The following is an 11371-nucleotide window of genomic DNA, read 5'->3' as shown; positions in this document are numbered from 1 at the left end:
GATAAGCTCATTTTGAATCTGACGAGATTAAAAATCTCAATTGTGTTCCAGTTTTCATACAGCCAGATGGCATGTACCAAAACCTTCACGTTCATTCTGCAAGCAGAATGTTTCACTCACTCGTTGTTCAGTTTTCAAAGATCAAACTTATTCCTGTTACCGAAACTAGTTCGTTTCAGCAACTCTTATATAATATCATGTCCGAACCAACTTTGCAAGCTGTTTTTTAAGTTTCTTTCGAAGCTTATCATTCGCTTGCCGCACCGTGTAAGCTGTGTTTTCTTGGCCAGAATAAGAATATACCATGGTTCGCCTCCACTTGTAAAGCATTATTTATTAAATTTAATATTCCATATTAACCCAATTAATTACTCAGCCAAAGATTATCACAGTCTATCTGTGTCCCCACTCTACACCAACTGTAATTGTTCTATTATCATTAGATAATAAACACGCTTATTATAGAAAGAAGCCCTCTCAGACTAAACATCTGAAAGAGCTTCTATTTCCAATCCATTTTTAGAAACTGCTGCAGTTTATCATAAAGAGTAAATCATTAGATAAGATACCATACCTAATACTCAGCTTACTTACGCTCTACCTTATACCCTTTATCCTCTAGCAACTTCACGATTCCGTGATCCCCTAGATAGTGTGCTGCGCCAACTACGATAAAGTACTCTTCACCTTTGCCGTTTTTCAGGTAACCATCGATCTTGTCGGCCATACCAATATTTCGGTCTACCAACATCGCTTTGTTGTACTCTTCATCATCGGAGAAGGTGTTGGTCAACTCCAGCAGTTGCTCGTCATTACCTGTTTTCCACATCTCAGCCATCTGATTCGCGGACTTGTCCAGTACATCGAAGTTGTCGATTGTGGAACGCAGTGTTTTTTCCTGTAATTCTTTGGAGAAATTATCGAACATACCTAATTGTGACTCGTAGGATTCAAGTTCAATCACCGGTATTTTACGTTCAATCGCTTTTTGAATAAAATACAAATCTACACCCGACGCTGCTTCCAGTCCGGCTGATGACATCTTCAAACTTCCCAGTGTAGTTTCCACCACCCAAGGCTTAAATGCATCCAGCGCGTTAGGCTCTAATCCCTTTTTCTTCAAAATATCACCAAGCTTGCTGTACGTCTCACTGGAAACATGATCCTTCAATGTTGTACCATCCTGATATGAACCCAGACTTAACACCAGCTTCTGCTGTTCTTCGTCTGCCGCTTTACTCAGATCTATTTCTACACCAAGATAGTCAGCTTCAGCAAACGCCTCTTCAAATTCAGGACGCAACGGGTAAAAACTTTTGTCTGCTACATGCATCGAGCCTACCAGATATACGGTATTGCCATTGCTCTGTACTTCCCACATGAATCCGCGTCCACCGTTTTGAGCGGTTTCAACTGTTCCGTCGCCTTTGGATACCAGCAACACGGTTCTTGTAGCCTTATCCCAACGAACCTCATATCCTGCGGCATCGCCAACGATACGAATCGGCGCGTAGGTGACACCATTGACACGAACAAGCTTGCTTTTCAGTGTAATCGTCTTGCCATTGACGATTGCTGTGATACTGTCATCGGTTGTACCAGCCAGTTTGGCATCAAGTGCATCCAGCGTTGTACGGAGTGGAACGAGAGTCGTTCCTTTTTCAACAATTGGTGCGCCTACAGTATATGTAACAGCTTTATTGTCGACTTTAACAGCTGTGTCTTGCGGAGCAGCCATTGCCGGAACTGCTGATGCGAGCAATCCTGCTGAGACGGTAAGAGATAAGAGTACGTGTTTCCATTGCTTCATATAATATGTATTTCCCTTCTTCTTATAATTTCCACACTTTTGATGTGGACAAAGATCAACGAGGTAACTTTCACCTTCTATATTACGTTCTAATGCGAGTCTCGTTTCAGAAATTTTTCCAGTTATTCATAGAATACTATTATTTATAAAAAAAGCCCTGGCTTTAGCCAGGGTTCGAAATGGTTTTGTTATGTACCTTTTTTTCATGACGGATTCGCTTTTTGATAAGCATGCATTGCTGTTTGAAATTGATCTAGCGCCTCCTGATATTTAAGACGATCTTTGTCATTCACTGCAAGTTGCTTTCGCATGATTAAATCATCCTGCAATCGTTGTACTAAATCTTTAATCTGATCATTTGGATTTGATTTGGCCGGTTTGGGCAAAGCCTCCGTTCCGGTCTGCACGGTCAGTTCTCCTTTACTATCCACCTGACCGATTGAAACTTGGTTTAATGCCAGGTCTAGTTTACGCAGTTCTTTTTTGACCCAATCCTCACTCACCCCAGCAGCCTTTAAAGTATCAGGCAAAATGTGACCATCCATAATGATCGTGCGCGGTTCCTTTTCCGATGAAAGACGATACCCCAGCATGTCTGCGGTGAGCGGTTGATATTCCTTTTTTAATAACACACTAATATCTCCGCTCTGTTCCATTACCGCAAATTCCACATCAGCCACACGAAATACATCTTTTTTACGAAGCTGTTCCAGAAACTCATCAATCGTCAGCCGTTCCTTCTTCAGGTTCTTCTGAATCACAGCTCCATTTTCAACAAGGATCGTTGATTTTCCGTCTACAATATCCCTGATTTTTTTACTTTTCATCGTTAAATACTCCGCTCCTGCGGAGACAGAAACCCAAACCAACACAGCAAGAAAACCCAAGTACCAGCTTGTGTCTGTATCCAAAGAGATGTAACCTACCAGGTTCCCCAAAGTGATACCCGTTATATATTCAAACAAGGAAAGTTCAGAGATCTGCCGCTTACCTAAAATTTTGGTGATGAGAAACAGCATAGTTACCGCAGAAAATGTTCTAATGATAACTTCTAACCAATCAGGCATGTCGCATGCTCCTTTCCGGGTGAAGTCATTTTCCTCAGATGAGACATAACTTCACTATTCAAGGTTATAATTAACATGCGCGCCAGATTGTATGCATCGGAATGTTCAGTTTCTTGGTAATCTGATAGACACCATTCGCTTCTAATCCTCTCAATCTCCACCCCTTTAATGATGAGAAAGATTCCATACTTTGAGCCCTTTAACAAAGAGAGCAAGCTCGATCTATTTGGAATAATCGTTTTATCCATTATGAGTACAACTTTCATTTATGGAATTACCAAAGACACTTCACAGCAATTGAAACAGCAGTTGCACTCATTCCTCAAGGCGTTGGTATGCTAATCACTCAGCCTTTCATTGGAAAAATGATCGACAGCATTGGTGCAAAATATTTGCTTATCGTCAGTCTTGTTCTTTCACTTATCGGATCTATTCCATTTATCTTCATCACGAATCATACAAGCATGATTTGGATTTCGGTTATTTTATTCATTCGTGGCGCCAGCGCTGGGGGCATTAGTCTTCCATTAATGAGTGAAGCATACACGGGGCTTGACAGCAAGCAGCTTCCGGAGGCGGGTGTTGGAATAAATATCATTGAAAACCTTGGTTCAAGCTTCGGCTCAGCCATTATTGCGACGGCTGTTGCAACAGTTATGCGGCGAACAGAACTAAGGAGGTAAAGTAACGGTCAATGGCCTGAGCCGGACGAATGCCGAAGAGCAACATAAAAAGATACCTTAGCACGTCATCCGAGCTAAGGTATCTTAAACGACTTACTTTTTTATTTTGAGCAATTGCCTTGCCGACTCCTAGTCGTTAGAGCCATAGATTGTTACTGATCTCGTTCACTTATTATTTTCTTTTTTTATTCCCCCAAAATGTAGATATTAGTAAAAATACGATTTGTGCAGAAGAGAAAGCATGATAAAAGTTATAAAATAGCCAATGTACATCAGTAACGGACAAAACGGTTAGTATGACAAAATTTATAATTAGAGCAGAGGTGAATATAATTACTTTCACAGTAGTTTTCAACTTATAAACATAATGCTTCTTTAGTTGCTCCCTATTCACATATAAGATTAATAGAAAGCTGACTAGAAAAACTACATAAAGCAATGATTCCATTAATTTCACAATCATAAACACCTCTATAAAATGATATCAAGATAACCATTGTTAGGGTAACTATCTACGCTATCTAGGTACTCCGCTATTTTAGCTCCGGGATTTAACAGATTAAACACAAAGTCCACTGCAACTGGTAATGAGACTGCAAGAGCTCCAAGTCCCCATGCCTTTAATTTTGTTGTTAATGTACTTGTGAAGAGTTTCCTAGCTTCCTTCAATCCCACTTTCTTTACATAAGCGGCAACAGTGCCAACGCCTGTACTGACAAGAGCTAAATCAATTGCAACATTAATGGCTGCTGCTGAAATATCATTTTTCACCTTAATATCTGGAATCCATGTTCCAGCAAAAGGCGTAATATTATTATAGTCTCTACTCTGAATCTTTTTAAAGGAACAGGAGGTTGTTGCACTTCCCATTTAAATCTTGTACGCCTTCATCGCTTTAAACAACTCTTTAAAGGTCGGACGTTTGCCGTACATCAGTACGCCCGTGCGATAGATTTTAGCTGCAAGCCAGCCGAAGACCAGAATGGATACCGCCAGAATGGCAAGAGACGTTAGAATCTCCCAGGTTGGCGCAACGCCTGCTCCGATCCGTACCAGAATGGCTGTTGGTGAAGTAAACGGAACGAAGCTAGCAATCTTGAGCAATAGAGTATTAGGTGCAGAGATGCTGAAGATTGCGATATAAAATGACACCAGGGACAGCATCGTGATTGGCAGAACCGCCTGTCCTAGCTCTTCCGTGCGGCTGACCATGGAACCTACGGCCGCGAACAACACCGCATACAGGAAGTAACCTAGAATGTAGAAGATCAGTCCATATACAATCACTGCGATATTAATGTCGTTAACACTCAGATTGAAATCACTCAGTACTGCCCGATTATGCGGCAACAGGATATTGCCCGCGATAACTGCACCGAAGATTCCGATCTGCAACATACCCACCATAAAGATACCGATAATTTTACCGAACATCTGACTAAGCGGAGATACACTGGTGATCAGAATCTCCATAATCCGTGAGCTTTTCTCAGCGGTAATCTCGGAAGCAATCATATTGCCCGTCATCATCGTAGATGTGAACAGCAAGATGATTAATAAATACACCACGATATAGTTGATCGGACTCATTGATTTTTCCGCACCAGCTCCAGCGTCTCCCTCGTCAGTGCTCAGACTTTGCTCTGTAAGCTTCACAGGTGTTGTAATCAAAGCCTTCTGCTCTGCAGTCAGCACATCCTTCACAACCACATCCAACTTCACACTTTGCAAAGCAGATTCAATAGACGTTATGACCTGAGGCGAAATGTCATCTGTAGAATATAAAACAGGCTGTGGAAACTCCTGTCCTGCGGCAGTTTCAAGTTTCAAATAACCATCGATAAGGCCTGCCTTCGCATCTTCCTGTAATGCAGCTTCATCCTTATCCCCACTCATGATGAAGCGATACGCTTGATTACCTTGAGCAGCCGAGAATTCTTCCAGCTTCTGTGCCACGCCCTGCTGTTCCGTTGTCAAAAGCCCAATGTTTACAGGGTTAGCGCCAGAAGTTCCACCACTTGGGCTACCATTAAATAAAGTAATGAAATATGGAACATTGAGTCCAATCGAAATTAAAAGTGCAAGTACGATGGTGGTAACCATAAACGACTTCGTTTTCACTTTGTTTTTGAACGTGAAACCTGTAATTGTGCCCATTTTATTCATTCGACTCACCTACCTCACGAATAAAGATTTGGTTAAGCGTTGGTTCCTTGATCTCAAAATGCCCCACGGTGGTCTGTGCCATCGCCGTCTTCAAAATCTCCTGAGCTGCAGCAGCCTCACTGACATGGATCTGATATCCACGTTCGTTTTGCTCTACTCGTTTTACACCCGGCAGCTGCTCAAGCCCTTCTACCTGTCCAAGAGTACTGAGGTAAACTTGTTCACGCGGATAACGGCTTTTAATCTCCTTAATCTCACCTTGCACTACCGTATTAGAACGATGAAGTATCGTGATCTGACGGCACAATTCCTCAACATGTTCCATCCGGTGTGTGGAGAACAAAATGGCCGTTCCTTCGTCACGCAATTCCTTAACTGTGGATTTGAGCAACTCTACGTTGACCGGATCCAGTCCGCTAAACGCTTCATCCAGGATCAGAATCTGAGGTCTGTGCACCACTGCGGCAATAAAACCCATCTTCTGCTGGTTTCCTTTGGATAATTCCTCAATTTTTTTATCATAATACTCCGGCACTTCGAAACGCTTCAGCCAGTACTTCAGACTCTCATCCGCATCCTTGGCTTTCATTCCGCGAAGGCGTGCCAGGTAATTAATCTGTTCACTCACTTTTACCTTCGGATACAATCCGCGTTCTTCGGGCAAATATCCCATAATCTGTTGAAGCTCTGTATTATAAGGCTTGCCGTTGTACAGAATATTACCGCCATCCGGGTGGATCAGACCAAGCACCATGCGCATCGTTGTTGTTTTACCGGCGCCGTTGGCTCCAAGCAATCCGTAAATCTCGCCCTCTTTTACATTCAGCGTAACTCCATTGACAGCTGTTTTGTCTGCGTACTGTTTGACGACTTGCTTTAATTCCAATCGGTTCATTCAGAATCGTCTCCCTTCGGTTTATCTCCACTGTACGGGTGCATACCCGGCAATCCAATATTCAAGCACTTCTCCCAGTTCCAAATTACGAATTTTGAGTACCTTGTGATTGGACAGTTCCAACCTCTCCTGCGCTTCACTCACTCGGGTTGTAATGACGCGAATCAAGCCATCCTCTTCCTGAAAAGATTCAACTACACCAGGAATATTCTCGGGCCGCAAATCCCCTTCATACCAGAGCTCCTTCCACTGCTCAAGCACAAGGTCTTTCTCTGCCATGCCCAGAACCTGCCCGCGGTGCATCAACACAATGTAATCTGCCAGCCGCTTCACTTCATCCGCAATATGCGTGGCAATAAGAATGGTTGTGTCTCCACCTTTCATATAATCGCGGAACTGCTCCACCATTACCTTCCAAGCAAAAGGATCAAGACCGGACGAAGGCTCATCCAGAAGAAGGAGTTTAGGACGAGCAGCAAGTGCTGCGGCAATCTCGAACTTCCTTCGTTCTCCCTTGGACATCTTGGTCAGCTTCACATCACTTGGCACGTCCATGTCTGTTATAAGCTGTTTGAACAGCTTCATATCCCACCTTGGATACCAATGTGATCTGAAATCGGCTGCTTCCTGCGGCGTCATGCGGTTCTCTTCAATACCGCTGTTATCTGCCACAAAGCCAATCTGTTGTCTCAGCTCAATCGGAAGTGTCCCCGAATGCTTTTCCTGTCCAAACCATATGATCTCACCACTATCCGGTAGTACAATTTGTTGTAGCATGTTAAGCAATGTGCTTTTTCCAGAGCCGTTATGCCCTAGAATGGCAACAACGTATCCTTCCGGAATCGTTAGATCAATCGGGCCAATAACCCTGCGTTTACGCATCTTGGATACACCATTTAATTGAACGGCTATGGGTTCCACCATACCTCCCCCTCCTTACTTTGAATAATTCGCTCTCAGAGCTTCCTGGAACAGAACTTCCATTTCCTCTTCTGTACACCCCACAGCTTTGCCTGACTGCACTGCAGCTTGCATCGCTTCCTCCGCAGCCTTCAGCCTGTAGTTCTCTCGCTCTCCTGCCTCAACCTGGGCCACAAATGTTCCTGTCCCCTGCTTCGTGCGAAGCAGACCTTCATTCTCCAGATCCTGATAGACCCGTCTAACCGTAATGACACTGCAATTCAGTGCGCCGGCAAACTCACGAATGGACGGCAAATGTGTCCCCTCCCCCAGTTGACCCGTTATAATTAACGACCTTAATTGATTCTCAATCTGGTGATACAAAGGTTCAGCGCTATTTTCATTTATTTGAATGGGTATCTTCACATCTTGCACCTCGCCCTCCGGTACACTTCACTAACTTACCTGAACGTGCCGGTCTCATCCTATATTCTTTTTATTATTTCATTTCAGTTGCCTTTTAGCTCAAATCTCTCAAGGCAAGCTTCTTCAGCGTCAATCGACTGAACACCCATAATGCCGCCAAACCTGCAATCACCGAAATCCACATGATCGGGGATAACAAGCCCCACAGTTTACTGTAGTGTATTACATACCAGAATCCATAATTACCCGAGAGGCGAATCAGAACAGATATCACAACGGCTATCGGTAAGAACATAAAGCTGAGCAGCAAATATTTTTTACCACTGAAGAGAAACTCTCCGTAAATATATAATCCCGTAATCAGGAGTCCATATCCTGTGCAACTCAGCGCAAAGGCTAAATACTGATCCCATGTGAAACCTGTCGTGTGTAATCTGACTGCATACAATGATCCGTAGAAGAAAAAACCATTATATGCGAATGCAATCAGAGATTGCTGCAATCTCGACCACATCACCGACTCATTCGAAATCGGAAGCCTTCGATAATAGGCGAGCATCTGTGTATAGGAATCTTCCTGTATGTAGCGAAAGGAACGTCTGGAAAAAAGAAATCCCTGAAACGGCAGCATAATTAAAAAGAACGCATCCACTACCGGGTTAAAAAAATCACTCTGTTGCTGTCCTATCAACATCACACCGCTCATACTGCCTGTGTAGATCATAAATATGGCAGACCATAACCACTGCAACTTATCCTTTCTATACTCGTTACGGGTTAGCCACCACGCTTGCTTCCATGCATCCATATCTATGCCTGCCTTTCAACTGTCTTCCTTCATCTGGTCTACTGTGCTCTTGTTTTGATCACTGTGCCTACTGTGTATATCAATATACACAGTATACAGACCTATCCCTTGAACCGTCAACCTCTTTTTTCCTGAATCAGGAAAGCAGGATAGGAAAAGAATCCATTCTGCGATAAAATAAACACAGCAATTTTAGTTGAGAGGAATGATCACCCTATGGGATGGCTTATTGAGCCTATACTTGTTTTCGGTTTTATTCTTGCGATGATCTGGCTCATCATTCGCAGCGAGCCAGGTCGGGTTAAGAGCAAAAGTGATATTAAAAGGCATTCCAGACAGCATCATTCGTCTGACTCGGCTACGTCTTCTTCTATGATGACCTCTGACTTTTCGGCGGACTCGTATACCAAGCATACTCATGATCACCGACTCCATCATGATCACAGACATCACGATACAGATTCTTCTTCGGGGTCTCACCATCATTCGAGCAGTGATCACGGAAGCAGTGACAGTGGCGGGGATAGTGGTGGAGGTGGAGATAGCGGAGGCGGCGGAGATTAGCCGCCCATATCGCGATCAAAAAAAGAGCTGTACCCTGCACTGTGAGTAAATCACAGAAGGGTACAGCTCTTTCACTCTCTTTCTTTTCCGGTCACCTGATAGCAGAAGAGGCTCATGTCTTACACGAGGTTGTAGCCTGTTGGCAAGCTGCGGTTTCTACGGATGGCGCGAATCTCAGCCAAAGTGAGACGCTGATTGGTGGAGATCAACGACTCTACATCTTCGCCGCGGATCAAGTCATCCAAATCTCTCAGATTGGTGTTCCCGCGAAAGACACGGAAGCCTCCCTGGAAGTTTGGCCGTGTAAACACCACAAGCGTTGCATTCGAACTCGTTGAAAAGAAACGCAAGCTCTCAACCCCGTCCAAAATATTGTCCAGGTTGCGAAGTCCTGTGTTGCCACGATAAATGCGGCTTCTTCCTCTGTAGTTCTCTTCGGAGTACACGGTAAGACGAGGATACGTTTGACTGATGCTGACTGTTTTTTTCATTTGGTTCCCCCCTCTCAAACTCATTCTATGAATGAATAAGAGAGATGGCATGGACTAATCATCTGCGAGATTCATCCATTTAAGCGCCGAGGATAACTTCCCATACCGGACTTGTATGTCCCCCCGGATAGAGCAGATATAACAACACATATACCACCGTACCTGTCAGTGCGGAGCCAAACCAGATGATGGAGGTAAATCTCCCCCAGCGGCGATGTTTTCCAAAATTCTTTTTGAAGCCAAGTACCAGTGTCGAGATACCAAATACAGCGGCAACCGTAGCCAGAATAATATGAAAGATCAGAAAGATGCGGTAAAAGATCTTCATATCCGGGTCTCCGCCCCAATCCGTATTACCTACAAATACAGTGCGGGACATGTAGATTACAAAAAAGATTAGAGCTGCGATCGCTCCCGCTACCATAGCAGACTGGTGTGCTTCTCGTTTACCACGAATAATTAAAACCCAGCCAATCGCCACAAGTATCGCACTAAGCACAATGAAAGAAGTACTGATTGTAGGTAGCCAAAAATACATATCCATCGTGTGTTCCCCCTTTTGTCGTCACATTTAAACTCACGATTTGGCGGCCGGATTGAGCGGTCCCTGCTCTTTACCACCACCAGGCGAGAGATCATCATCCTCTTCCTGTCTCTCTTTCCGATACCACTGAGAAAACACATAAGCCAGCATGGAGACAAAGATGCCCTCCTGAATAAATTTCATGAGAATACCACCCACCTGCTGATCCTCCTTCGTGGAAGAAAGAACATTAAAAAACGCCGGCCCTCCGAATGAACGAAGAATCGCCGAGGAGTCGCCAGATACGCAATACCTCATCGCTTCAGCCCATATAGCCGGGTTGCTATACGTCTGATACAGCGGTTCGGAGGCAAAAATAATCAATCCACATGCAGGCGTTAATAACACCATGTTCAAAAAGATAAATCCAACCTTAGACAAGCCTGATGCTTGTCTACCCTCTGGCAGAGGGTTAAGTAACGTCCACCACATCAGCATGGATGTGATAAAAAGTACGATATAATACAACCGATGAACGGTAAAATTCAACATGACGTAATCATGCACAACGGGCAGATGATACAAGGAAAACAGTCCGTTGAACAACACCGCCGCTACAATGGGATGTGCCAGGAAGGAAAGCTTGCGAGTAGGCAGCCAGCGCACAATACCGCGCCATACCCAAGTCGGCAAACCTTTCATCATTAATGGCGGAGCAACAAGGTAGGATAATGCCATGCTCACCATATGGAAACTGAACATCACATGACCTAGTAGATTGAAGGGACCCGCTTGTGCCAGATATAAAACGAATAGACCTGCCAGAAATAATACTTTCTGTCCGGCTGTTGCTGGCTCTGCGCCCTGAACTCTCTCGCTGAACGGACCTACTAATACGAGATAGGCTGCAGCGATAATCAAAAATAAAGCAAGAATAAGCGGACTCCACAAATCATCAAAACTGAAATATTGCAACCCGAGCATACGGGAAACCTCCCCGTGACCTGTTTTGGTGAACATTGATTTCACTTACTACGA

The 11371-nt window shown here is 44.0% G+C and carries 12 protein-coding genes and 1 pseudogene; 2 read left to right on the top strand and 11 right to left on the bottom strand.

Annotated elements, in window-relative coordinates; all coding sequences use genetic code 11:
• Nucleotides 1-586: 586 nt before the first annotated feature.
• Both AB4Z30_RS13585 and AB4Z30_RS13580 read right to left on the bottom strand, forming a co-directional pair.
• Nucleotides 587-1810, bottom strand: a complete 1224-nt coding sequence (locus tag AB4Z30_RS13585; RefSeq protein ID WP_441927120.1) for a TraB/GumN family protein — start codon at nucleotides 1808-1810, stop codon at nucleotides 587-589.
• A 203-nt stretch (nucleotides 1811-2013) separates the two neighbouring features.
• Complete coding sequence (locus tag AB4Z30_RS13580; protein ID WP_441927118.1) at nucleotides 2014-2877, bottom strand: DUF421 domain-containing protein; 864 nt, start codon at nucleotides 2875-2877, stop codon at nucleotides 2014-2016.
• Nucleotides 2878-3012: 135 nt separating this feature from the next.
• On the opposite strand from AB4Z30_RS13580, the pseudogene AB4Z30_RS13575 reads away from it, so the two are divergent.
• Nucleotides 3013-3539 (top strand): annotated as a pseudogene (locus AB4Z30_RS13575) (MFS transporter); the annotation flags it as partial.
• Nucleotides 3540-4031: 492 nt separating this feature from the next.
• Here the strand turns inward: AB4Z30_RS13575 and AB4Z30_RS13570 are convergent.
• From AB4Z30_RS13570 to AB4Z30_RS13545, 6 genes are all read right to left on the bottom strand, one after another.
• Complete coding sequence (locus AB4Z30_RS13570) at nucleotides 4032-4430, bottom strand: hypothetical protein (RefSeq protein ID WP_441927116.1); 399 nt, start codon at nucleotides 4428-4430, stop codon at nucleotides 4032-4034.
• A complete protein-coding gene (locus AB4Z30_RS13565; protein ID WP_441927114.1) occupies nucleotides 4431-5726 on the bottom strand; it encodes an ABC transporter permease in 1296 nt (431 codons plus the stop codon).
• Nucleotides 5719-6621 (bottom strand): ABC transporter ATP-binding protein, encoded by a 903-nt coding sequence (locus AB4Z30_RS13560; RefSeq protein WP_441927112.1) that lies wholly within the window; start codon nucleotides 6619-6621, stop codon nucleotides 5719-5721. The genes AB4Z30_RS13565 and AB4Z30_RS13560 overlap by 8 nt, the downstream gene beginning before the upstream one ends.
• Nucleotides 6622-6642: 21 nt before the next feature.
• Nucleotides 6643-7545: an ATP-binding cassette domain-containing protein gene (locus tag AB4Z30_RS13555; protein WP_441927110.1), complete on the bottom strand. Its 903-nt coding sequence runs from the start codon at nucleotides 7543-7545 to the stop codon at nucleotides 6643-6645.
• 12 nt (nucleotides 7546-7557) lie between these two features.
• Nucleotides 7558-7947, bottom strand: a complete 390-nt coding sequence (locus AB4Z30_RS13550; protein WP_441927108.1) for a GntR family transcriptional regulator — start codon at nucleotides 7945-7947, stop codon at nucleotides 7558-7560.
• A 94-nt stretch (nucleotides 7948-8041) separates the two neighbouring features.
• Nucleotides 8042-8755, bottom strand: coding sequence for a hypothetical protein (locus tag AB4Z30_RS13545; protein ID WP_441927106.1), 714 nt, complete (start codon nucleotides 8753-8755; stop codon nucleotides 8042-8044).
• 216 nt (nucleotides 8756-8971) lie between these two features.
• Here AB4Z30_RS13545 and AB4Z30_RS13540 point away from each other — a divergent pair, with 216 nt between their 5' ends.
• Nucleotides 8972-9319 carry a hypothetical protein gene (locus AB4Z30_RS13540; RefSeq protein ID WP_441927104.1) on the top strand — a complete coding sequence of 116 codons (348 nt, stop codon included), beginning with the start codon at nucleotides 8972-8974 and terminating at the stop codon, nucleotides 9317-9319.
• A 119-nt stretch (nucleotides 9320-9438) separates the two neighbouring features.
• On the opposite strand, the gene AB4Z30_RS13535 is transcribed toward AB4Z30_RS13540, so the two are convergent.
• The 3 genes from AB4Z30_RS13535 to ctaG all read right to left on the bottom strand — a co-directional run bounded on the left by AB4Z30_RS13535 (nucleotide 9439) and on the right by ctaG (nucleotide 11317).
• Nucleotides 9439-9810, bottom strand: a complete 372-nt coding sequence (locus tag AB4Z30_RS13535) for a hypothetical protein (RefSeq protein WP_441927102.1) — start codon at nucleotides 9808-9810, stop codon at nucleotides 9439-9441.
• Nucleotides 9811-9889: 79 nt separating this feature from the next.
• Nucleotides 9890-10354: a DUF420 domain-containing protein gene (locus tag AB4Z30_RS13530; protein WP_441927100.1), complete on the bottom strand. Its 465-nt coding sequence runs from the start codon at nucleotides 10352-10354 to the stop codon at nucleotides 9890-9892.
• A 33-nt stretch (nucleotides 10355-10387) separates the two neighbouring features.
• Nucleotides 10388-11317, bottom strand: a complete 930-nt coding sequence (gene ctaG / locus AB4Z30_RS13525) for a cytochrome c oxidase assembly factor CtaG (protein ID WP_441927098.1) — start codon at nucleotides 11315-11317, stop codon at nucleotides 10388-10390.
• Nucleotides 11318-11371 lie beyond the last annotated feature (54 nt).

The organism is Paenibacillus sp. 2TAF8 (assembly GCF_052114825.1).
Classification (GTDB): Bacteria; Bacillota; Bacilli; order Paenibacillales; family Paenibacillaceae; genus Paenibacillus.
The sequence above is the reverse complement of the archived record's forward strand: the minus strand, read 5'-3'. Positions and strand labels throughout refer to the sequence as shown.

Excerpts from the sequence above, each read along its gene's own strand:
- AB4Z30_RS13535 (WP_441927102.1), bottom strand. The coding sequence starts at position 9,810 with ATGAAAAAAACAGTCAGCATCAGTCAAACGTATCCTCGTCTTACCGTG.
- AB4Z30_RS13545 (WP_441927106.1), bottom strand. The coding sequence starts at position 8,755 with ATGGATGCATGGAAGCAAGCGTGGTGGCTAACCCGTAACGAGTATAGA.
- AB4Z30_RS13540 (WP_441927104.1), top strand. The coding sequence starts at position 8,972 with ATGGGATGGCTTATTGAGCCTATACTTGTTTTCGGTTTTATTCTTGCG.
- AB4Z30_RS13570 (WP_441927116.1), bottom strand. The coding sequence starts at position 4,430 with ATGGGAAGTGCAACAACCTCCTGTTCCTTTAAAAAGATTCAGAGTAGA.
- AB4Z30_RS13585 (WP_441927120.1), bottom strand. The coding sequence starts at position 1,810 with ATGAAGCAATGGAAACACGTACTCTTATCTCTTACCGTCTCAGCAGGA.
- AB4Z30_RS13555 (WP_441927110.1), bottom strand. The coding sequence starts at position 7,545 with ATGGTGGAACCCATAGCCGTTCAATTAAATGGTGTATCCAAGATGCGT.
- ctaG (WP_441927098.1), bottom strand. The coding sequence starts at position 11,317 with ATGCTCGGGTTGCAATATTTCAGTTTTGATGATTTGTGGAGTCCGCTT.
- AB4Z30_RS13560 (WP_441927112.1), bottom strand. The coding sequence starts at position 6,621 with ATGAACCGATTGGAATTAAAGCAAGTCGTCAAACAGTACGCAGACAAA.
- AB4Z30_RS13530 (WP_441927100.1), bottom strand. The coding sequence starts at position 10,354 with ATGGATATGTATTTTTGGCTACCTACAATCAGTACTTCTTTCATTGTG.
- AB4Z30_RS13565 (WP_441927114.1), bottom strand. The coding sequence starts at position 5,726 with ATGAATAAAATGGGCACAATTACAGGTTTCACGTTCAAAAACAAAGTG.
- AB4Z30_RS13580 (WP_441927118.1), bottom strand. The coding sequence starts at position 2,877 with ATGCCTGATTGGTTAGAAGTTATCATTAGAACATTTTCTGCGGTAACT.